The 24,776-nt window shown below is 66.3% G+C and carries 7 protein-coding genes and 1 pseudogene; 7 read left to right on the top strand and 1 reads right to left on the bottom strand.

Annotated features, from left to right (window positions below):
• Position 1 precedes the first annotated feature (1 nt).
• The 7 genes from FDZ84_RS24250 (at position 2) to FDZ84_RS37965 (ending at position 7,907) form a co-directional block, all read left to right on the top strand.
• The gene (locus FDZ84_RS24250) at positions 2-1,228 is read left to right on the top strand and encodes a Xaa-Pro peptidase family protein (RefSeq protein ID WP_168587774.1); all 1,227 of its coding nucleotides are present in this window, start codon (positions 2-4) and stop codon (positions 1,226-1,228) included.
• Positions 1,229-1,266: 38 nt separating this feature from the next.
• The gene (locus FDZ84_RS24245) at positions 1,267-2,439 is read left to right on the top strand and encodes a mandelate racemase/muconate lactonizing enzyme family protein (RefSeq protein ID WP_168587773.1); all 1,173 of its coding nucleotides are present in this window, start codon (positions 1,267-1,269) and stop codon (positions 2,437-2,439) included.
• A 22-nt stretch (positions 2,440-2,461) separates the two neighbouring features.
• Entirely contained in the window at positions 2,462-3,436 is a 975-nt protein-coding gene (locus tag FDZ84_RS24240) for a glutaminase (protein WP_210435081.1), read from the top strand.
• A gap of 170 nt (positions 3,437-3,606) precedes the next feature.
• Entirely contained in the window at positions 3,607-4,713 is a 1,107-nt protein-coding gene (locus FDZ84_RS24235; protein ID WP_168587772.1) for an ABC transporter ATP-binding protein, read from the top strand.
• Between the two features lie 4 nt (positions 4,714-4,717).
• Complete coding sequence (locus FDZ84_RS24230) at positions 4,718-5,758, top strand: ABC transporter substrate-binding protein (protein WP_168587771.1); 1,041 nt, start codon at positions 4,718-4,720, stop codon at positions 5,756-5,758.
• Between the two features lie 2 nt (positions 5,759-5,760).
• Entirely contained in the window at positions 5,761-7,566 is a 1,806-nt protein-coding gene (locus tag FDZ84_RS24225) for an ABC transporter permease subunit (protein WP_168587770.1), read from the top strand.
• 11 nt (positions 7,567-7,577) lie between these two features.
• Entirely contained in the window at positions 7,578-7,907 is a 330-nt protein-coding gene (locus tag FDZ84_RS37965) for a hypothetical protein (RefSeq protein ID WP_210435080.1), read from the top strand.
• Positions 7,908-8,044: 137 nt separating this feature from the next.
• Here FDZ84_RS37965 and FDZ84_RS24215 read toward each other — a convergent pair.
• Positions 8,045-24,724: pseudogene (locus FDZ84_RS24215) on the bottom strand (type I polyketide synthase); the annotation flags it as partial.
• Between the last annotated feature and the right edge of the window lie 52 nt (positions 24,725-24,776).

Raw genomic sequence — 24,776 nt, 5'->3', positions numbered from 1 at the left:
TGTGCGTATCGCCGATCCTAGAAAACATGTATTGGATATATGGCTGGATGGGCGTGAGACTCGACGCATGACATCGGTGGAGACGCCCGCGGAACGCACAGAGATGCTGGACCAGGATGAGCGAGTCCGCCGGCTGAACACCTTCGCCAGCCTTCTGCGCAGGCGGCACATCGACGCGGCCATCATCGACTCGGCGGACAACATGCGATACCTGTTCGGCTATTCGGCGACCGCGGTCATGTACCAGTGCTGCATCGTGACCGCCGATGGCGCCGTGCGAGCGATCGTTCGAGAGATCGATGAGCCGGTATTCTCCGCGACGTCATGGGTCCAGGATCGTATCGCGTACACGGACTGGGACGACCCTTTCGACGTCCTGATTGCCGAGATCGTCAAGATGGGGCTCGCTGAGGCGACCATCGCACAGGAACTCGACTCTCACTACCTGTGCGTTCGTGACCACCAGCGGATCATCTCCAGCCTCCCGCAGGCGCGATTCGCTGATGCTTCCGGTCTTGTCCTGGAGATGCGGGCTCAGAAGTCCCCGAGCGAGATCGAGGAGCACCGTCGGTCGGCCGCGATTGCAGACCTTGCGCTGGCAGCGACCGTCTCTGCGCTTGCCGAGGGCGTCAGCGAAAGGGAACTCGTGGCAGCGGGCTACGAAGCTGCGCTGCGAGCGGGGGCCGACAACAACGCGCCACGGATCGTGTTGCTCGGGATGGGATCGAAGAGCGCACATTTTCACGGTGGAGTCGGGGACAACCGACTCGAGGTCGGCCAGCCGGTTCACATCGAGTTGCTCCCCCAGTCGAACGGCTACTCCTCCCGCCTGATGAGGCCCGCGATACTCGGTGCCATCCCAGCCGGCCTTCAGTCCGACTTCGATCAGTTGGCACGGATCCAGGACCTGCAGTTCCAGTCGATCCGGCCGGGAGTAGCCGCGAAAGACATCGACCGTGTCGGACGAGATGAGCTCGCGCGCGCAGGCGTCCGGTCGAGCTTTCCGCACAACACGGGCTACGGCCTGGGAATCATCACCGGACCGAAACTGGCCGACTTCGCGCGCCTCTTCACCCCGGCTGCGGAGTGGAAGCTCCTCCCGAACATGGTCTTCCACATGTACCTGTCGGCCTCGGGCATCTCGGTGAGCGAAACCGTTCGGGTCACCGAGGACGGATTCGAATCGCTCACGCGTACCCCCCGATCCATCCAGCTCCGTCACGTCTGAGCTCGGCGCTGAGTCGACACCAACGAAAGGAACCAGAAGTGCTGCTCCAAACCGAGACGATCGTCGAGTCGTCCTTCAGTGCCTCACGCAGGGATCTCCGCATCCGCAGCTTGGAGGCATTCAACGTGACCCTCCCGTACGACAACGACTTCAGGCCATCGTGGCAGCCCGGCCTCGCGCGATCGAACCGCGAGTTCACCCTCGTCAAGCTCGTCACCGAGGGTGGCGTGGTCGGGTGGGCCGGCGCCGACGGGCATCTGGCGGGCGCGGTCGACAAATGGGTGACGCCCTACCTTGTCGGACTGCCGGTGACGGCGACGGAGTCGATCTCGACCGTCCTGCGCCACGCGGGCGCCAAATGGTTCATCGATATGGCTGTGTGGGACGCCATCGGCAAGATCGCCGAGCTGCCGCTCCACAGGCTCTGGGGCAGCGTTCGCGACGTGCTTCCGGCCTACGCCAGCACGAGCATCCTCCGCTCCCCGGAGAGCACGGTCGACCTGGCACACGCCTATGCGAACGAAGGGTTCACAGCGGTCAAGGTCCGCTTCCACCGCGACGACGTCGCAGGCGATCTGGAAGTCGTCGACGCTGTTCGGACGTCACTTCCCGAGATGACGGTGATGGTGGATGCCAACCAGGCGACGCACCTGCCCTCGCCGCTCAGGGACGTGCCGTGGGACTACTACCGGGCCCTCACGGTCGCGCGCGAGCTCCAGGAGCGCGACGTTCTCTGGCTCGAGGAACCGCTCCCGAGACATGACATCGACGGGCTCGCACGGCTCGTCGACGAGACCGACATCTACATCGCGGGCGGCGAAGCGAACACGGGTCTCCACGAGTTCCGCCGCCTGATCGATGCTCGCGCCTACGACATCATCCAGCCCGACTGCACGCTGTCGGAGGGGATCTCGCAGCTGCGCAAGATCGCCGCCTACACGGAGATGAGTGGTCTGCACTTCATCCCCCATCACGGCCTGAGCGGCCTCGGGCTCGCGGCGACCATGCACCTGGCGTGCACCATCCCCGGTCCGATGTGGCTGGAGATGATGTATGAGCCCGGCGTCCGCTCCATCGAGGAGTACCAGTGCCTCGGCGGCATCATCTCGACGCCGATCACGATCGATGAGCAGGGCGAGGTGCGACCGACAGAAGCTCCCGGATTGGGGGTCGAGATCGACGAGGCCGCCATCGCGCGGTTCATGAACTAGGGACACATCCGGAAGGAGCGACGTGAGCGGTCTCGGGCTGGACGCCATCAGTTCGGAGGTTCAGAACCGAATCACAGCCCTCGCACGGTCCGCCGCAGCCGGCGGGGTCGTCACCACGCAGATACCGGCCCTCAGAAACCTCGACCCTCGCAAGTTCGGCGTGGCCGTGGCGACATCAGACGGCGATACCATCACCTTCGGTGATGCGCACGAACCCTTCTCGCTGCAGAGCATCTCGAAGGTCTTCGCGCTGTGTGCTCTGGTGTCCCTCGACGCTGGGGCCTGGAGCCGGATCGGGTGGGGCCCATCGGCCCACCACCACAACTCGGTTGCCGGGCTCGATCTCGAGCCGCGACCGGCCAACCCCTTTGTGAACGCGGGAGCGATCTCCGTCACCGGCCGACTCCATGTTCTCGCTGGCGGGGCGTCCGCTGCGGTGCAGAGCATTCTGCGGTCGCAGGTGGGGCCAGAACTGCCCGGAGAGGTGGGGCCAGGAGCCACCGGTAAAGACACGCAGGCGTGTTCCGACGGGTGGCAGATCGATGAGCTCGTGGCCGCATCGGAGTCTGCGACGAGCCATCGCAACCGCGCGATCGCCCATCTGCTGGCAGACAGCGGTGTCCTCCAATGCGATCCCGATGCGGTGCTGCAGGACTACTTCAGGCAATGCGCCATCGGGGGGAGCGTTCGCGATCTCGCGCTGGCCTCGCTCTTCCTTGCCGACGCCGAAGACCGGTTCCGCGTTCTGCCGCGAGGGGAGAGGCGCCGCGTCAACTCGGTTCTCCTCATGTCGGGTACCTACGGCGCGGCAGCGGACGTCTCGTTTCGCATCGGCCTGCCTGCGAAGTCCGCCATCTCAGGCGCCATCGTTGCTGTCGCGCCCGGTAAGGGGTCGATCGTCGTGTGGAGTCCGCCGCTGGACGAGCACGGAAACTCGAGCGGTGCGCTCGCCGCGCTGACAGAACTGGTCACGGTCTTGGACTGGTCGATCTTCTAAGCCGCCGGCTTGGGAATGCCACCAGGTCTCGATACCCCTCACATATCGCCGAGCCGTGGAAACAAGTATTGGAGATATCGCCGGGACCGGGGCAAACTTCCGCACAAAGGCAATGAGGCTGCTGGCGGGCCGGATCGATCGGCTCGCACTGGAACTGAGTTGGGATGATCATGACGGAGGACTCGGGAAACCCGGTCGCACTATCCCTGGCGGGAGTGACCCAGCGATACGGCTCGGTGACGGCGGTCGACAATGTGTCGCTCGAAGTCCACGATGGCGAATTCTTCGCGCTCGTCGGGCCGAGCGGCTCGGGCAAGACGACATTGCTCATGCTGATCGCGGGATTCGAGAGACCGCAGACCGGACGCGTCAAGATCAACGGCGTGGACGTCGGCGCTGTCCCGCCGCAGGACCGGAACATCGGGGTGGTCTTTCAGAACTACGCGCTGTTCCCGCACATGACGGTCGAGCAGAACGTCGGATTTCCTCTGCAGATGCGTCGACTGTCGAAAGCCAAACGGCAGGAGCGGATCGGCGCGGCGCTCGACCTGGTCCGGCTCAGCAACAAGGCGCGCATGTATCCTGCGCAGCTGTCCGGAGGTCAGCAGCAGCGCGTCGCCCTCGCCCGCGCCCTGGTGTTCGGGCCGCCGATCCTGCTGCTCGACGAGCCCCTCGGCGCCTTGGACCGCGCGCTGCGGGAGGAGATGCAGATCGAGCTGACGCGGATCCAGCAGGAGCTCCGCATCACCGTCATCACGGTCACGCACGACCAGGTCGAGGCGATGTCTCTCGCCGATCGGATCGCTGTCATGAAGGATGGCGCCCTCCAGCAGATCGACACCCCGCAGCAGATGTACACCTCCCCTTCGACCCACTTCATCGCTCGCTTCGTGGGCGAGAGCTCCTTCGTCCGGGGGAACGTCGAACCCGGCAAGCGCCACATCGCGATCGCGGGAACCATCCTTTCGCTCCGCGAGGCCGTGCCGGCTGACGCCGGAAACGAGGTCGAACTCGCGCTGCGGCCGGAGGTCATCCACATGTCGACGAAGGGAGGCGACGGGATTCCCGCCATGGTCACGGGAGTCATCTACTTCGGCCCCCTCTGGCGCATCACCGTCGAGCTTTCCGACGGTCAGATCCTCGTCGCCTCGGTGCCCGGCACAGCACAGCCGTTCGCCGTCGGCGACTCCGTAAACGTCTCGTGGTCAGCCACCGATGCTGTCCTTCTCGCGCCGAGCGAACCCACCAGCACCACATCTTCAGAGTTGAAGGAGTAGTCACGTGGATCTGTTCACGTCCACTCACCGGCGCCGCACGGCGACGCTGGTCCTCGCCACGGTCGCCGTCGCGGCGCTCGCGGGCTGCGCCGGTGGCCAGCCCGGCGGGGTCGTCGTCGCGTCGTATGGCGGCTCGTTCCAGGACGCCCAGAAGACGGCGTACTTCGACCCGTTCGCACAGGAGAGTGGAATCGAGGTGACCGGCACTGGAGGGGCGTCCTACGACAAGCTGAAGGCCATGGTGGACAGTAGCCAGGTTGACTGGGACGTCGCCACCTCCGACGGTCCGTCGTATCTGACTGCGGCGGGAGGGGGCCTTCTCGAGCCCATCGACTACGGCGTCGTCAAGGCAGATGGTGTACCTGCCGACCTCAAGCAGAAGTACGGCATCGGATACCTCGCCTTCGGCCAGGTCCTGGCATGGAGCAACAAAGCCTTCCCGGGCGGCTTAACCTCCGAGCAGTTCTTTGACCCCTCCGTCAAGGCGCGCCGCGTGCTGGGGCCCAATCCGACCTTCACGTTCGAGTTCGCTCTCCTCGCCGACGGCGTGAAGCCCACCGACCTGTATCCGCTGGACGTCGACCGCGCCTTCAAGGTTCTCGACCGCATCAAGGACCAGGTCGTCGCCTTCAAGAGCCCATCCGATGTTCAGACGTTGATCCAGCAAGGCGAAGTGGATGCGGCGTTCGTCGGGAACGGGCGCATCGAGGACGCGATCAAGGCGGGAGCGGATTGGGCGTATCGGTGGGACGACGCGATTGCCGTCACAGAGTACTGGGTGGTGCCGAAGGGCGCCCCCAACGTGAAGGACGCGATGAACTTCATCAACTACGCCACGTCTCCTCAGCCGCAGGCGGCGATGTCCGAGGCCATCCTGTATGGCCCGACGAACGCGAACGCCTTCAACTATCTCGACAAGCAGCGCGCAGCCCGCCTGCCGGGCAGTCCGGAAAACGCCACCCTCGGCGCCACACTCGACGCCGCGTGGTGGGCGCAGAACCTCTCGAACGTCAAACCAAGGTGGGACCAGTGGCTTCTGAGCTGACAATGACCGCCGCGGCGGGCACCCGGGCCGCGCGGTCACGCCCGACCCGGGGTCGGCCCGCCTCGTGGAACGTCCTCCCCGGCCTGATCGCACTCGCGATCTGCTACTTCCTCCCACTCGCCACCGTCGTGCCGCAGCTCTGGGCCGACGGCGGAGTCTCCATCGCGCAAGCCGTCAGCCCGCTGTACCTCAGCGTCGCCGGCAACACGCTCGCCATTTCCCTGATCACCACGGTGATCACGCTCGTCGTATCGTTCCCACTCGCCTGGATGATCAGCCGCGCAAACGGCGCCCGCCGACTGCTGCTGATCCTGCTCGTGCTGGTGCCGTTCCTCACCAGCGTCCTGGTGCGCACCTTCTCATGGGTCGTCATCCTGGGGCGCGACGGGCTCATCAACTCCGCTCTGCAAGCGATGGGCCTCACCGACCGACCTCTCGAGATGATCTTCACCACGGGGGCGGTCGTCGTTGCCCTCGTTCACGTAACCATTCCGCTCATGGTGTTCTCGTTGGTCACGGTCATGCAGCGCATCGACACCCGTATTCTTCTCGTCGCCCGGAGCCTCGGGGCCGGCTCCCCGACGGCGTTCCTCCGTGTGATCGTGCCCCTGTCCATTCCCGGGATCCGCTCCGGCGCGATCCTCGTGTTCCTCTTCTCGATGGCCACCTTCATCGCTCCCGCGGTTCTGGGCGGGACCGATCAGACGATGATCGCGCAGGTCATCCAGTCGCAGATCGAGACCGGGTTCAACTGGAGCCTCGCGGCGTCACTCGGTCTTGTCCTCGCCGTGATCGCGCTGATCATCGTCGGCCTCATCGGAATAGTCTCGCGGTGGCTGACCCCCTGGCTGCACGCCCGGCGGAGTGCCGGATCGGGATCCGAGCGAACGGGCGCGGCGACAGGGGTGCTGCGCGAACAATTGCCCACCCGGCACCTCATCCCGCCGGCCGTGCGTCGTGTGGGCCGGATAGCCGCCACGTTCGGGCGGCACACCTACGTGCCGCTCTCCACGATCTTCATGCTGCTGCCTCTGGTCGTGCTCTTCCCGATGGCCTTCACCGACGACGACACGATCCTCTTCCCGCCACGCAACTACTCCTTCCGCTGGTTCGAATCCGTTCTGACGAGCCAGAAGTGGATGGATGCAGCGCTCACCAGCCTGCGCATCGGCAGCGTCGTCGCAGTGGTGGCGACAGCGCTCGCAGTGCTGCTGGTGCTGGGGCTGGGGCGCAGCAGGAACCCCCTGACCGGCCTCATCGAGTCTGTCGTGATGGCTCCGTTGAGCATCCCCACTGTCGTGTTCGCGCTCGGCGCCTACCTCGCGTACTCTCAGCTATTCCGCTGGACCGGTCGCACTCTCCGCCTGACAGACAGTGAGATTGGCATCGTCATCGCCCACACCGCGCTTGGGCTGCCGTTCGCCTTCGTCCTGGTATCGGCCGCGTACGTCGGCGTCGACACCATGCTGGAACGGGCCGGAGCGAGCCTCGGCGCGTCTCCCCGACGGATCCTGACGCGCATCACGCTGCCGCTCATGGCACCCGGCATCGTCGCTTCACTGCTGCTGTGCTTCCTGCATTCGTTCGACGAGTCGGTGGTGTCGCTCTTCCTCAGCGGTCTCCACGTGAGCACCCTTCCGCGTCTGCTGTGGGATGGCATCCGCTTCGGGACGTCTCCCGATGTCGCAGCCGTCTCGGCTCTACTCCTTCTCCTCACCTGCATCATCATCGGACTGATCGGCGTGCTGCTCGCCTGGCGGCAACGACAGCAGAGTCTTTCGGGAGGTCAGGGTCGAGCACCGCTGTGACCGTGAAATAGATGGTCGCGTTGATCCCGGAACGCGCGGCTTTGATCTGGCCTTTTGACCTGGTCGGCGGTGCCGTCGAAATCGAGCACGACGCCGTTGTCGTCGACGCGCAGGGTGTGGGGTTCCACAAGTCGGTTCACGGGCTGCGACCTGCATATTTCGGTGTGCGGGGCTGGTTACGCCGGTTTGCCGGCCGGGTGGAGGCGGTGCGTTCGGTGTTCACGGTGTGGTTGCGGGCGCTGGATGCGGATCCGGTGATGCCCGAGCCGGGCGGCAGCGGGTGGGTGGACGCGCTGAGGGCGATCGAAGCGGCGGCGGTGGCCGCCGTCGGCGGTTCGTGATCCCCACGGTGTCGCTGTGGGAGCTGGCTACGGCCGTCTCGGGCGGTCGGCTGCTGGCTCCGGGCTGGCCGCCGCTGTCGATCAACACCAGTTGCCCCTGACATTAGACCCCGACCCGACACCCTGAACGGTGTACGTCAACGTTGCCGAGCGGTGCGCTGGCAGAGTTTCTCAAGCCAACTCGCGACTGCCTGTGCGGTAGACCCGGCGTGCTCGTCCATCATCGAGAAGTGGTCGCCCGGCACCTGGACCGTGGCATCCGCGAGAGTCCACCCCGGCCGCCAGGAGTCATCGGTCCACGGCCGCCCTTCAGGGTCTGCGACGCAGTCTTCGGTCCGCACGAACAGCGTCGGAGTGCCGATCGGCGTTGGGGTCCACTCGGTGAACATCCGGAAGTACCCGCCCATCGCGGTGATACCGATGTCCTGCATGTCCGTGAAGGTCGCGAGCTTCTCATACGTCCGGTGGGCCATCGCCGCGGAGAACCTCGGCGTGATCTCACCCGGGATGTAGGTGTCCAGCAATACGACCCCGGCCGGGAGGACCCCGCGACGCTCCAGCACACCGGCTACCTCGTGCGCCAGCCAGCCCCCAGAGGAATGCCCGACCAGCACGAACGAGTCACCGGCGAACTCCTGCAGCACCGCCTCCGCCTGCGTCCGAACCGCCACTTCGATGGCGGACGGCAGCGGTTCTCCCGCAACGAATCCAGGCATCGGGACCACCGAAACGTCCCGCACATTACGGAAGCCGGCGGCGATCCGCGCGTACTGCTGCGCGGGCGGCATCCCGATCAGCGCCGGCATGCACACCAAGGTAGGCTCTTCGGGGCCACGGGAAAGCTGCACAGGTTTCGGCAGGGATTCCAGCTCGCCAGGCGAACCGAACACCGGTCGCAACTGGGCAGCGACCTTCACCAAATCCATCCCGTCAAGTATCCGACCAGCCGCATACGCCTGTTGGAAGAGCGACCTCACGGGCTCCGCGGAGTCGTTGTCGTCGGTTCGCCTCGGTGCCGGCACGGTCGCGGTACCCAGCTGCGCGCACACGTGCCAGGCGAGTGCTGCCGCGGTGCCGTGGTCGAAGGCCAGCGTTGCGGGTAGCCGCAGTCCGGTGGCGGTAGCGAGGCGGTTGCGGAGTTCGATGGCCGTCAGCGAGTCGAAACCCAGCTCGGCCAGGGGCTTCTCGGTGTCCACGTCGTTCGACTTGCCGTGCCCCAGTACCACCGCGATATCGGCGCGGACGCGCTGGAGCACTTGCTGCCGACGTTCGTCCTCTGACAAACCGGCCAACCGTTCTTGCAACGGCTCAACCCTGGAGCTGAACGAAGTGCGGCGGCTTGGCCCCATTGCCATGCCATGCAGCATTTCCGGAATCCGGGTCTCCGCGGATCGGCCGTGCACACGCAGTGCTTCGACATCCAATCGCACCGGCGCCAGCAACGGTTCGTCCGAGCGAATGGCAGCGTCGAACAGGGCCAGCCCTCCCGGTGCTGAAAGCGGGGCAATGCCTGCCCGCGAGAGCCGCTCCACGTCCGCCGCAGCGAGGTCACCGGCCATTCCGTCGATACTCGCCCACAGCCCGGGGGCCAGCGACAGCGCGGGCAGCCCCTGAGCCTGCCGGCAATGCGCCAAGGCATCCAGGAACGCGTTGCCGGCAGCGTAATTACTCTGCCCCGCACCACCGAGCAGGCCCGCGACCGAGGAGAACAACACGAACGCCGCCAGACCGAGTTCCCGAGTCAACTCGTGCAAGTACCACGCCGCATCCACTTTGGACCGCAACACCACGTCCAAGCGCTCCGGCGACATCGACATCAGCACACCGTCATCCAGCACACCGGCCGCGTGCACCACCGCCCTCAACGGGTTTTCCGCGGGCACCGACGCCACCAGCCGCGCAAGCGAGTCCCGATCTGCCGCGTCGCACGCGACGACCGCGACATCGGCGCCGGACTGCTCCAGCTCGGCCATCAGCTCATCCGCTCCTGGCGCCGCCAGACCACGACGGCTTGCGAGCAACAGGTGCCGCACACCGTGCGCGCTGACCAGATGGCGTGCGAGCAAGGCCCCGAGCCCGCCGGTTCCGCCGGTGACCAGCACGGTGCCTTCATCCCACCTGAACGCTTCACCTCCGCTCGCCTTCACCTGGCCGAGGCGGGGCACCAGCACAACTCCCGACCGCACCGCGAGCTGCGCTTCTCCTGCAGTCAGCGCTTCGGCGAGTGCTGCCCGCGATGCTTCCTCGTCGTCCACATCGATCAAGGCGAATCGGTCCGGGTGCTCCGCTTGCGCGCTGCGGACCAAGCCCCACAGCGGCGCGTGTACCAGGTCGAGCACGTCTTCTCCAGCAACTGCGGCGATCGCCCGATGCGTCAGCAGGATCAGGCGCGTACTGACGAACCGGTCATCGGCAAGCCATTCCTGCAGCAACGCCATCGCCTGTTGCGTCGCCCTTCGCGCGGCGGTCGGCAGCTCCTCCATCGCCTGGGGTCGCGGGCACGGGACGATCACCGCACCAGGAGCTGATCCCCGCTTAGCAACCTCGGTGGCCAACGAAGCTAGATCCGCATGGGATTCGAACTGGACACCAGTGGCCTTCACGGCAGCGTGCCACTCCGGTTCGTCCAAACCGACCACCGCGCAGGAGGTCAGGGACATCCCCGCCGAATCAGCCGGTCTTACCCACTCGACGTGCAGCAGCCGCTCGTGATCGCCGCGACCGGCACCGATCTGGTCGGCGGAGACCGGTCGCATCGACAGCGATTCCACCGCACCCACTCGTCGCCCTGTGGCATCCATCAACGTCAATGAGACTGCACCGGAGCCCAGCGGCGAGAGCCGTACCCGAAGCGCTGCTCCTCCAGCGCGGTACAACTGGGCGCCGCGCCAGGAAAAGGGCAGACGAGCTTCCGAATCGGGCGATGCACCAAGCGCCATCGCGTGCAGTGCAGCGTCCAGCAGCGCAGGGTGGATGCCGAAACCCGCGGCGTCTGGTGACACGGCAAGCTCGGCGAAGATATCGTCGCCGTACCGCCATGCGGCGCGGAGCCCTTGGAACACCGGGCCGTAGGTCAAGCCGCGCTCGGCGAGGCGCTCGTAGAACTCCGCCACATCGACCTGCACAGCACCATGCGGCGGCAATGCAGTCGAATCCGCTGGCGGCACCGCACTGGCCTGGGCCAACAGCCCGGAGGCGATCCGCCGCCAGTCGCCGTCTTCGTCAGCGCCTCGGGAATAGAGCTGCAAACTGCGCCGGCCGGCCTCGTCCGGAGCGCCCACCGCCAACTGCACCGCCGCAGCACCCCGCTCCGGCAGGACCAGCGGTGCTTCCAAGGTGAGCTCCTCCACACGTTCACAACCGACCTGGCTACCGGCCCGCCACGCCATCTCCAGCAACGCGGTGCCGGGGACGACGACTTCGCCCAACACGCGATGGTCGGCTAGCCACGGATGCGTCCCCACCGACAGCCTGCCGGTCAGCAGCACCTCATCCCCGCCCGCGACCGGCACCACGGCACCCAACAGCGGATGCTCCGCCCCGGTAAGGCCAGCACCTGTCACATCACCGGAATCCGATGGCTCCAGCCAGTACCGTCGTCGCTGAAAGGCATACGTGGGCAGTTCGACTTGCTTTGCCCCCGTACCAGCGAAAAACGACCGCCAGTCCACCGTGCCACCACGAGTGTGGATCTGCGCCAAAGCGGCCAGCACCGTTCGGACCTCATCACGGTCTTTCCGCATGAACGGAATCCCCGTCACCCGCCCGGACTCCGCCACGCACTCATGAACCAAGCTCGACAACGCCCCGTCCGGGCCGAGTTCCACAATCGTGTCGACGCCCTGGTTCACAAGCGCCTGGACACCGCCGGCGAAGCGGACGGGCTCTCGCACCTGACGCACCCAATACTCCGGCGTAGCCATCACGCCCACGTCATCGAGGTTTCCGGTCAGCGTCGAGACAATCGGCAGCCCTGGAGACTGGTAATCCACGCTCCGTGCGATCTCGGCGAACTCATCCAGCATCGGATCCATCCGATACGAATGAAACGCATGCGAAACCCGCAACCACCGCCACCGAACACCCAGCCCATCCAACCGGCCAACAACGTCCTCAAGCACATCCCGATCACCGGAAAGCACCACCGACCCCGGAGCATTAACCACAGCGACACCAACACGATCCCGCACCCCATCCAGCAGCGGGCTAATTCGGGCCTCGGTCGCGGCCACCGCCAACATGGCACCGCCAGAAGGCAATGCCTGCATCAACCGCGCACGACCCGCCACCAGCCGAGCCGCCTCCGCCATCGACAACATACCGGCGGCGAACGCCGCCGCTAGCTCCCCGACCGAATGGCCCAGCACTACACCGGGCTGAACACCCCACGAACCCAACAACTCCCAGAGACCGACTTGCAACGCAAACAGACCCGACTGCGCCCACAAAGTCTGATCCAAAAAGGACTCGTCGGAGCCGAACACCACATCCCGAACCCCGACTTCCTTCCCCAGACTCGCATCGAGCTCGGCGCATGCTTCGTCGAACCCATCGGCGAACACCGGAAACACCGAGTACAACCGGCGTCCCATCCCCAACCACTGACCACCCTGACCGGCGAACACAAACCCGGGCCGGCCAGCGATCCCCACAGACCCCGAAACCAACCCAGCAGCCTCATGACCGGCAGCCAGTGCATTCAGACCAGGCAACAACGTTTCACGGTCCGACCCCAGCACCACCGCCCGCTCATCCAGCGCCGAACGGGTCACCGCAAGCGAATACCCAACATCCAGAGGTGAGAAGCCGGTTTTGTCGTCCAAATACGACACCAAGGTTTTCGCCTGGGCAGCTAGTGCTTCGGGTGTTTTGCCCGACACCACCCATGGCACCACCGGAACATCCAGAACAGAATTCGAATCCGGTTCCGCTGACTGACTCGTCTCCTCTGTGGGTTGTTCGAGGATGACGTGTGCGTTGGTGCCGCTGATGCCGAACGACGACACTCCCGCCCGACGAGGATGGCCGCTGTCGGGCCAGGGCGTGTTCTCGGTGAGAAGTTGGACCGAACCTGCCGACCAGTCCACCTCCGACGTGGGCTCGCCGACGTGCAATGTGCGCGGAAGCTCCCCGTGCCGCATCGCCATCACCATCTTGATCACACCGGCAACACCCGCCGCCGCCTGCGTGTGACCGATGTTGGACTTCACCGACCCCAACCACAACGGCCGACCAGGATCACGATCTTGCCCATACGTAGCAATCAGAGCCTGTGCCTCGATCGGGTCACCGAGCCGCGTGCCCGTCCCATGCGCTTCCACGGCGTCCACATCAGACACGGACAAACCCGCACTCGCCAGCGCCTGCTGGATGACCCGCTGCTGCGACGGACCATTCGGCGCGGTCAAACCATTCGACGCACCATCCTGATTCACCGCCGACCCACGAACCACCGCCAACACCCGATGCCCATTCCGCCGGGCATCCGACAACCGCTCCAGCAACACCAAACCAGCGCCCTCACCCCAGCCGGTACCGTCCGCGCCCTCCGCGAACGACTTGCACCGCCCATCCGGCGCCAAACCCCGCTGACGGGAGAACTCCACAAACGTCGCCGGCGTGGCCATCACCGTCACGCCACCGGCCAACGCCAGATCACACTCACCGGAACGCAGTGATTGACCTGCCAGGTGCAACGCCACCAGCGATGACGAACACGCCGTGTCCACCGTCACCGCAGGACCCTCGAAACCGAACGAATACGCGACCCGGCCCGACGCCACACTGCCCGCGCTGCCATTACCGAGATAGCCTTCGAAGCCCTCCGGCACTCCGGCAGCGAATCGTCCGGCGTAGTCGTGGTACATCAGTCCGGCGAACACACCGGTCCGGCTCCCCCTCAGCGACCCCGGATCAATCCCGGCCCGTTCGACGGCCTCCCAGGACAGCTCCAGCAACAGCCGTTGCTGCGGGTCCATCGCCAACGCCTCACGCGGAGAAATCCCGAAGAAACCCGCATCGAACTCCGCCGCGTCCCGCAGGAAACCGCCCTCACGCACATACGAAGTCCCGAGATGATCGGGGTCTGGATCGAACAAACGCTCCAGATCCCAGCCGCGATCGTCCGGGAAGTCCGCGACCGCATCCACGCCCCCGGTCACCAAACGCCAAAGCTCCTCCGGTGAGGACACCCCACCCGGATAACGACACCCCATCCCGACTATCGCAATAAGATCGGCTTCGACGCTCGCGGTCGTGGTCGTGGTTGTCACTGGCCCTGGCGTCGTCCCGGTCTTGCCTGCGAGTTCCTGGTGCAGGAACCGGGCCAGCGCCCGCGGCGTCGGGTAGTCGAATACGGCGGTTGCCGGTAGCCGGGCTCCCAGTACTCCGGCAAGGCGATTACGTAGGTCGACACCAGACAACGAATCGAAGCCCAGATCCCGGAAAGCACGGTCGCCCGCGACCTCGGCCGCTCCCGAATACCCCAGGACCCTCGCGGCGTGCTCCCGCACCACCGTGAGCAAGGCGTCCTCGTCCGCGAGGTCGGTGCCAGCACTGCGCCTGATAGAGGTGATGGCAGGTACCAATGCCGTCAGCATTGCGGGTAGCGTTCCCGATCGCGCCTGCTCAGCCAGGAAGGTCCTGTCCAACCTCGCCGGAACCACCGCTGCCCGATCCAGCGCCAGGCCGACATCGAACAGCCGCAACCCATCCTGAGTGGACAACGGCGGGTTGGCGCGAGCGATCCTGCTCCGGTCGGCATCGCTGAGCCTCTCCGTCATCCCGCTCGGCTGCTCCCACAGGCCCCACGCCAGCGACACCGCAGGCAAACCCTGCGCCCGCCGGTAATACGCCAACGCGTCCAGGAACACATTCGCCGCAGCATAATTGCCCTGCCCCGCGGCGCCGGTCACCCCGGACAGCGAGGAGAACAACGCGAAAAACGACAAGTCCATATCCCGAGTCAGCTCATGCAGATACCACGCCCCCGCCGCCTTCGGGCCGAACACCGCCGCCACGTCCTCCGGCGACAACGACTCGATCACCCCGTCGGCCAGCACACCCGCGGCATGCACCACGCCACACAGCGGAAATTTTGCCGGGACCGCCGCCAGCAACCGCTCCAGATCACCACGATCCGCAACATCGCAGGCCACTACATCGACCACCGCACCGAAGCCCTCCAGCTCACCCACCAACTCGGTGATTCCAGGAGCATCCCAGCCACGACGGCCCGCCAACACCACACGGCGAACACCGCGCTCGGCCACCAGGTGGCGGGCCACCAGCCCACCCAACAGACCCGTGCCACCGGAAATCAGCACCGTCCGGTCGGGACCGGCCACCACCGCGGGCACCTCGACCGGCGGCGGAACCGACGCCACACGCGGCGCTCGCACCGCACCCTTGCGCAGGGCCACCTGCGGTTCCCTCGCCCCCAACGCAGTCGGCAGCGCGCGCCACGACTCGGCGGTGCCGTCCACATCGACCAGCACAAACCGGCCCGGGTTCTCCGACTGCGCCGAACGCAACAACCCCCACAACGGCGCATGCGCCAGACCGGACGCACCATCACCCGCACCCGTCGTCACCGCTGCACGCGTCACCACCACCAGACGTGCCCCGGCCAACCGCGGCTCAGCCAACCATGACTGGAGCAGAGCCAGCGTCTCCTGGGTCTCCGCGAGTGCCGCTGCGCCGGCGTCGGGATCCGCCTGTTCTCCGGCGCAGTAGACCACGACATCAGGAACCAGCACGCTGGAATCAAGTTCCTCCGCGAGCTCAGCCAGACCCGCACACCGGTCGGCGGAACCTGGTGCGAGCTCGATGAGACCGGCCATGCCGCCGGCGACATCACCGAGCAAGGCCCAGCGACCCGACACCGTCGACCGCGTCTCCACCGGCTCCCAAGTCACCTCGAACAGCGCGTCACCGACAGCGTCCCGGTACGCCGGCTGTTTCGACGACACCGGCCGCAACCGGAGAGAATCGATCGAGGCGAGCAACCGCCCACCCTCATCCATCACGGCCACCGATATCGCGTCGGGTCGGCTGGTCTGCAGCCGCACCCTGCTGATCATCCCTCCCGGAGCGGAAAGTTCTACGCCGGTGAACGAGAACGGCAGCCACGCGCCTTCCTCCGCCGGGCGGTCGCTGAGCGCGGACGCCTGCAGGGCGGCATCCAGCAACGCCGGGTTGATCAGGAATCCCGACGCCATCGCACCGGCCTCTGCCGGCGGGGCGACCTCAGCGAGAACCTCGTCACCACGACGCCACGCCGCCCGAAGCCCCTGGAACAACGGCCCATACTCGAACCCGTTACCGGCCAACGCGACATAAAACTCACCGAGAGCAATCGACTCGGCACCCTCAATCGACCAATCAGCGACCGACCCACCACCCGTGCCAGCGACTACGAGTTCGCCCGTGGCATGCCGCGTCCAACCCCCACCACCGGACACCCCGGCCGGGCGGGAATACAGGGACGTGGATCGCCGACCGTCTTCGTCGGGCGCGTTCACCAGCAGCTGGACTTCGATACCATCGCGTTCGGGCACCACCAGCGGAGCTTCCAGGGTGAGCTCCTCCACCCGGCCACAACCAACACGCGCCCCCGCGTGCAAGGCCATCTCCAGGATGGCGGTGCCGGGGACGACGACCTCGCCCAGCACGCGATGCTCGGCCAGCCACGGATGCGTCCCCACCGACAACCGACCGGTCAGCACCATCCCATCACCGTCGGCCAACACAACCACAGCCCCCAGCAACGGATGCTCCGCACCAGCCAGACCCACACCCCTCACATCACCGGAAACCGATGACTCCAGCCAATACCGCTGCCGCTGGAAGGCATACGTCGGCAACTCGACCCGCTTCGCCCCACTGCCAGCGAAAAACGCCGACCAATCGACCGGAACACCACGCACATGAACCTGTGCCAGGGCGGTTGTCACGTTCTGCGCTTCTTCCCGGTTCCGGCGCATCGCCGGAACCGCAGCCACCCTTCCGACCTGATCGAATTCGGCTGCACATTCCTGGATCAGCGCTGACAACGCCCCGTCCGGGCCGAGCTCGACAACAGTGGCCACATCGTGCTCGACGAGCGCCCGAACCCCTTCGGCGAAGCGGACAGGCTCTCTCACCTGACGCACCCAATACTCTGGCGTAGCCAGCATGCCAGCGTCATCGAGCTCACCCGTCAGCGTCGACACGACCGGCAGGTCGCAACGCCGGTAGTCCACGGTTCGTGAGATTTCGGCGAACTCGTCCAGCATCGGGTCCATCCGATACGAATGAAACGCATGCGACACCCGCAACCACCGCCACCGAACCCCTTGCTCATCCAGCCCGCCGGCAATGTCCTCAAGCACCTCCCGATCACCGGAGAGCACCACCGACCCCGGAGCATTAACCGCAGCGACACCAACCCGGTCCCGTACCCCCTCCAGCAAGGGGCTGACCTGGGTTGCGCTTGTCGCTACCGCGAGCATGGCACCGCCAGAAGGCAACGCCTGCATCAACCGGGCACGACCCGCCACCAACCGAGCCGCATCCGGCAACGACAACACACCCGCCGCAAACGCCGCCGCAAACTCACCCACCGAATGCCCCAACGCCACATCCGGCCGAACACCCCACGACTCGAACAACCCCAACAAACCAACCTGCAACGCGAACAAACCCGGCTGCGCCCACAACGTCCGATCCAGCAACTCCGCATCCGGACCGAACACCACATCCCGAACCCGTAGTTCCTGACCCAGATGCGCATCCAGGCCGGCACACGCATCGTCAAACGCGTCAGCGAACACCGGAAACGCCGAGTAGAGCCCTCTTCCCATCCCCAGCCACTGACCGCCCTGACCGGAGAACACAAACCCAACCCCACCAGAGATCAGGGATCCCGACACCACCCCGGAAGCGTCGCGACCGGCAGCCAGCGCTTCCAACCCAGACAACAGCGCTTCACGGTCCGCTCCCAGCACGACCGCCCGCTCCTCCAACGTGGCCCGGGAAGAAGCCAACGAAAACGCAGCATCAAAGGATGAAATATCGGGACGATTATCCAAATAGGACATCAATGCGCTCGCCTGAGCGCTGAGCGCTTCCGGTGTTCTGGCCGACACGATCAACGGGACCACTGGAATGTCCACGGTAGATTCCGATTCGGTACCGTTTCTCTCCGCAATCTCGTCTGGTGTATTCGAGTCTTGTTCGAGGATGACATGTGCGTTGGTGCCGCTGATCCCGAACGACGACACACCCACCCGACGAGGACGGCTGTTGTCGGGCCAGGGCGTGTTCTCCGTAAGGAGCTGGACCTCCCCCGCCGACCAATCCACTTCCGGCGTAGGTTCATCCACATGCAACGTGGCGGGCAGCTGCCCGTGCCGCATCGCCATCACCATTTTGATCACACCAGCAACACCCGCCGCCGCCTGCGTATGACCAATATTCGACTTCACCGACCCCAACCACAACGGCCGATCCCTATCCCGCCCCTGCCCGTATGTGGCAATCAGTGCCTGCGCCTCAATCGGATCACCAAGCCTGGTCCCAGTCCCATGTGCCTCCACCGCGTCGACATCAGACACCGACAGACCCGCACTCGTCAACGCCTGCGTGATCACCCGCTGCTGCGACGGACCATTCGGCGCCGTCAAACCATTCGACGCACCATCCTGATTCACCGCGCTACCCCGCACGACCGCCAGAACCGGGTGCCCGCCCCGCCGGGCATCCGACAGCCGCTCCAACAACACCAGGCCCGCGCCTTCTCCCCAGCCGGTGCCATCCGCAGCAGCCGCAAACGACTTACACCGCCCGTCCGCCGCCAAACCCCTCTGACGCGAAAACTCCACGAACATCCCCGGCGTGGCCATCACCGTCACACCACCCGCAAGAGCCAGATCACACTCACCAGACCGCAGTGCTTGACCCGCCAGGTGCATGGACACCAACGACGACGAACACGCCGTATCCACCGTCACCGCAGGACCCTCGAAACCAAACGAATACGCGACCCGGCCCGAGAACACGCCGCCCGCGCTGCCATTACCTAGATAACCTTCGAAACCCGCTGGCGCCCTGGTGACGAACCGCGCGCCGTAGTCGTGGTGCATCAGCCCCGCGAACACGCCGGTCCGGCTCCCCCGCAACGAAAGCGGATCAATCCCCGCCCGCTCCAAGGTTTCCCACGCGACCTCCAGCAGCAGCCGCTGCTGCGGATCCATCGCCAACGCCTCACGCGGGGAAATCCCGAAGAAACCGGCATCGAACTTTGCCGCATCTCGCAGGAAGCCGCCCTCACACACATACGAAGTTCCGAGACGATCGGGATCCGGATCGAACAACCCCGCCCGATCCCAACCACGATCGGCGGGGAACTCTGTCACCGCATCCAAGCCCCCGTGCACCAAGCGCCAAAGCTCCTCCGGCGAGGACACCCCACCCGGAAAACGACACCCCATCCCCACGATCACAACCGGGTCGTCACCACTTGCCGCCTCCACAACCACCGGTGCCGAAGTCCGTGCCTCCACGCCACCAATCAGTTTGTCGCGCAAGAAACGAACCAACGCCCGCGGTGTCGGATAGTCGAACACCGCAGTAGCCGGCAACCGAACGCCCAGCGCCCCGCCAAGCCGGTTCCGCAGCTCCACACCGGACAACGAATCAAAACCCAAATCCCGGAAAGCACGCTCGACCCCGACCTCGACCGCACCCGAATACCCCAGCACGGCCGAAACATGCTCCCGCACCAAACCCAACAGCAGGGTTTCCTGATCGAGGTCCGGAAGCCCCCGCAGCCGGCCGACCAGACCGGTGACATCCTCCGACTCGTTGACCGCGCTCCGGCGCACGGGCGCTGGCACCAGGTCGCGCAACAACGCAGGCACACCGCCGTCGGCCGCATCGGCGCGCAGCGCGTTCAGGTCGACGTGGACCGGAACCAGAAGCGATTCGCCCGGAACGCGAAACGCCATCTCGAACAGCCGCAATCCCTCCTCCGCGGACATCGGCGGATTGGTGCGCGAAATGCGGCTGCGATCCGCCGCATCGAGCGCTCCGGTCATCCCGCTGGGCGGCTCCCACAAGCCCCAAGCCAGCGACACCGCAGGCAGTCCCGCAGTGCGCCGGTGCTGAGCCAGGCCGTCCAGGAACGCGTTCGCCGCCGCGTAGTTTCCTTGACCCGCAGCCCCCACCACCCCGGAGAACGAGGAGAAGAGCACGAAGAACGACAGATCCAGTTCACGGGTCAGCTCGTGCAGGTGCCACGCACCGGCGACCTTCGGCCCGAACACCTTTGCCACGTGCTCCGGTGTCAACGACTCGACGACCCCGTCGGCCAGTGCCCCGGCGGCATGCACCACTCCGCGCAGCGGGAACTCTGCCGAGATCGCCGTCAGCAGCCGGTCCAGCTGGGCCCGATCCCCGACATCACAGCTCGCCACCTCGACCACAGCTCCCAGGCCCACCAGCTCATCCACCAGGTCGGTGACCCCGGGGGCGCTCCAGCCCCGTCGCCCTGCCAGCACCAGGCGGCGGACACCGCGCTCCGCCACCAAATGCCGGGCTACCAACCCGCCCAGCAGGCCCGTGCCGCCGGAAATCAACACCGTCCCATCCGCACCAGGCACCGGGATCCGGCTGTCCTCGGCGGTAACACAGCGTGCCAGGCGAGGCACTCGGACTTCACCGGCGCGCAACGCCAACTGCGGCTCTCCGGAACGCACCGCCGCCGCGAGCGCACGCCATGACTCGGCGGTTGCGTCCACATCGACCAACGCGAGTCGATTCGGGTTCTCCGACTGCGCTGAACGCAACAAGCCCCACGACGCAGCATGCACCAGGTCGGAAACACTCTCGACGGGTCCCGTCGACACCGCACCACACGTCACCACCACCAGACGAGATCCGGCGAATCGCTCCGCCGCCAACCAATCCTGGATCAGGTCAAGCACGCGTTGTGTTGCGGCACGTGCCTCGGAAGCAACGTCCGAGTCCGGGTGAGACGCACCGCATGGCGCCACCACCACGTCCGGGGGCGGGTCAGCCAACCCGGCCAGGTCGGGGTGGAGTTCCGTGCCAAGTGCCGAGCCGCAGGCTTGAGCGAGTTCGTCATTGCCGATCACTGCCCAGGAGACCGGCTTGGCGGCGCCGGGCGAGATTCGCTTCCAGTCGACCCGGAACAGGGAATCGTGGTCCATCGCACGGACCGCTGCCAACTGCTGGTCCGAAATCTTGCGCAGCACCAGCGAGTCGATGGAGAGCACGGCTTGGCCGGTCGCGTCGGTCGTGAACACCGATACCGCGTTCGCGCCCGCCGGGACGATGTGCACCCGAAGCGAAAGCGCGCCGGTCGCCTGGAGGGACACACCTTGCCACGCGAAGGGGAGCCATCCCTCGGCCGGATCCTCCTCGGCTGCGCCCAACGCCTGCAGTGCCGCATCCAGCAGAGCCGGGTGTACTCCGAACCTGCCGGCGTCCTCGCGGTGTGCCGCGGGCAGGCCGACCTCGGCGAAGATCTCGTCTCCGCGTTTCCAAACCGCCTGCAATCCCTGGAACGCCGGACCGAAATCGAAGCCCCGCTCGGCTGCGCGCGCGTAGAAGCCGTCCAGTGGAACCGCGACAGCATCGTTCGGCGGCCAAATCCCATCGCGGGCCTGGCCGGCGTCCCGGTGCTCACTGGAGGTCAACGTGCCGGTCGCGTGGCAGGTCCACGAGTCCTGCGGCACGGAGTCGTCCCGACAGGAATGCACGCGGACCGAGCGGCGCCCGGCCTCGTCCGGACCGTCAACCGCGATCTGCACCTGCACCGCACCGGTCCCGGGCAAAACCAGCGGAGTCGTCAGGGACAACTCCTCGATCAGATCGCACCCGACCTGGTCCGCGGCCCGTATCAGCATTTCCACGAAGGCGGTGCCGGGCAGCAAGATCGCCCCGCGGACCGCGTGGTCGGCCAACCAGGGCTGGGACTTGACCGACAGCTTGCCGGTCAGCAGGAACCCGCCCGCATCGGCCAGCGTCACCGCAGCCCCGAGCAGGGGATGCTCGACGGAGCGCAAGCCCACCGAGCCGAGATCGCCCGCGTCGTACTCGGCGGGCTCCAACCAGTATCGCTGCCGCTGGAACGGGTATGTCGGCAGCGGCACGCGTCGGGCTCCGGTGTCGAGGAATACCTGTTCCCAATTCACCGGTAGTCCGCGCACCTGGCATTCGGCCAGCGAAGTCAGCCAGCGCCGGGAGCCGCCCTCGCCACGCCGCAGCGAACCGACCACCACCCCGCCCGCGTCCGCGGCCTCCAGCGTTTCCTGGATTCCCGCGGTGAGCAGCGGGTGCGGGCTCACCTCGACGAAGAACCGATAGCCCTGATCTGCCATCCGGGCGACGGTCTGCTGGAACCGGACGGGCTGCCGAAGGTTCTGGTACCAATAGTCGGCGTCGAGTCGGCCGGTGTCCGTCCGCTCGCCGGTGACCGTCGAGTAGAAAGCGATCTCAGCAGGTTCGGACCCGACTTCGCCCAGCTGGTCCAGAAGCCGCCCCTGGACTTGCGCGATTTGCGCCGAGTGCGAGGCGTAATCAATTCGCACCCGCCGAGCCTGCACCCTTTCCGCGGACAGTTCGGTCTGCAAACGATCCAGAGTGGACGGTTTGCCAGAGACCACAGTGGAGCTTGGTCCGTTGACTGCCGCAACGGTCAACTCGGGCAGGCCTGCGATTCGCTTCACCACCGCGCTTTCGGGCAAGGCGATCGCGAGCATGCCTCCCTGCCCGGCCAGCGCCGACACCGCATTGCAGCGGGCAGCGACGATGCGCACGGCTTCCGTCAAGGACAAAGCTCCCGCCACATGGGCGGCGGCGATCTCGCCCTGGGAGTGACCGACCACCGCGGCGGGCTCCACTCCGCACGAACGCCACAGTTCTGCCAGCGACACCATCATGGCGAACAGCGCGAACTGAATCACCTCGTCGCGATCCAGTGCGGGTGCATCGGGATCACCGCGAAGGACGCCGAGCAGCGACCAGGCCACGTAGGGGGCCGTAGCCGCCGCGCATTCCTCCAGCTTCCGCCGGAACACCGGCGAGGAGTCGAACAGTTCCCTCGCCATCCCCTGCCACTGCGAGCCCTGGCCGGGGAACACGAACGCGACCTTTCCTTTGCAGTCGGCCGCACCTTGCACCACGTTGGCTGCCGGAACGCCCGCGGCCAACGCCGTCAGTCCGGCGACGAAGGAGTCCCGATCCTCGGCTACCACGACAGCCCGGTGCTCCATCGCGGCGCGACCGGTGGCCAGCGAGTACCCGACGTCCCCGAGGCCCGGCTCCGGGTGCGCGGTCACGGCGGAGCGCAGCTCGGCAGCCTGCTCGCGCAATGCGGTCTCCGTCTTGCCGGACAGCGCCCAGGGAAATGCCCCGGCCGGCTCAGTGGTGGCCGAGACCGGCCCGTCGGATACTTCCTCGACGATCAGGTGTGCGTTGGTACCGCTCATGCCGAACGAGGACACCCCTGCTCGGCGCGGCCGGCCGGGATCCGGCCAGTCAACGCTGTCCGTGAGCAGCCGCACCGCGCCCGCCGACCAGTCCACGTGCCGCGAGGGCTGGTCGATGTGCAGGCTGCGGGGCATCTCCCGGTGCCTGATGGCCATGACCGTCTTGATCACCCCGGCCACGCCGGCGGCAGCCTGGGTGTGGCCGATGTTCGACTTGAGGGAACCCAGCAGCAACGGGTGATCCGCCGACCGGTTCGCCCCGTAGGTGGCGATCAGGGCCTGCGCCTCGATCGGGTCGCCCAAGGCCGTGCCCGTACCGTGCGCCTCGACCACATCGACCTCGGCGGGCGACAACCCGGCGTTCGCCAGGGCCTGGCGGATCACTCGCTGCTGTGCGGGACCGCTGGGCGCGGTCAGGCCGTTGGACGTCCCGTCCTGGTTGATCGCGGAACCGACTACCGCCGCCAGCACCGGGTGGCCGTTTCGCCGTGCGTCCGACAGCCGTTCCAGCAGCAGCATTCCCGCGCCCTCGCCCCAGCCCGTGCCGTCCGCCGCATCCGCGAAGGGCTTGCACCGGCCATCCGAGGCGAGTGCGCGTTGCCGGCTGAACTCGACGAAGGCTCCCGGCGTGGCCATCACCGAAATGCCACCGGCCAGGGCCAGGTCGCATTCGCCCAGCCGCAGGGACTGGCAGGCCAGGTGCAACGCCACCAGGGACGACGAGCAGGCGGTGTCCACGGTGACTGCGGGGCCCTCCAACCCGAAGGTGTAAGCCACCCGGCCGGATGCGACGCTGCCCGCGTTCCCGGTGGCGAAGTAACCCTCGAACTCGGCTGGGGTCTTGCTGAACCGCGACGCGTAGTCGTGGTAGATCAGGCCCGCGAACACGCCGGTCTTGGTGCCCCGCAAGGAAAACGGCTCGATGCCGGCGCGCTCGAACACCTCCCACGAGATCTCCAGCAGCAACCGCTGTTGCGGGTCCATCGCCTGCGCCTCGCGCGGACTGATCCCGAAGAGCCCGGCATCGAAGTCCGCGACTCCGCGCAGGAAACCACCCTCGCGGACGTAGGAGGTCCCGGCTCGACCCGGATCAGGATCGAACAGCTCGCCCAGGTTCCAACCACGGTCTTCGGGGAAGTTCGCGATCGCGTCTCCTCCGTCGACGACCAGTCGCCACAGCTCCTCCGGAGTGGAGACCCCACCGGGATAACGGCATCCCATCGACACGATCGCGATGGGGTCGTGCTCCTGGCGCTCCAACTCGTGCAGGCGTTCGTGCGCCTCCTCCAGTTCGACGACGACACGCTTGAGGTACTCGCGGAGCTTTTCTTCATTGGCCATCGAAATACACCGTTCCAGTGATCAGGGGAGCTGA

The sequence above is a fragment of the Saccharopolyspora sp. ASAGF58 genome, from assembly GCF_012277335.1.
In the GTDB taxonomy this organism is placed as follows: Bacteria; Actinomycetota; Actinomycetes; order Mycobacteriales; family Pseudonocardiaceae; genus Saccharopolyspora; species Saccharopolyspora hattusasensis.
This window is presented reverse-complemented; position numbering and strand designations above follow the sequence as displayed.

What these genes read in the sequence shown, in the direction of transcription:
- FDZ84_RS24235 (WP_168587772.1), top strand. Translation starts at nt 3,607, where the DNA reads ATGACGGAGGACTCGGGAAACCCGGTCGCACTATCCCTGGCGGGAGTG.
- FDZ84_RS24225 (WP_168587770.1), top strand. Translation starts at nt 5,761, where the DNA reads ATGACCGCCGCGGCGGGCACCCGGGCCGCGCGGTCACGCCCGACCCGG.
- FDZ84_RS37965 (WP_210435080.1), top strand. Translation starts at nt 7,578, where the DNA reads ATGGTCGCGTTGATCCCGGAACGCGCGGCTTTGATCTGGCCTTTTGAC.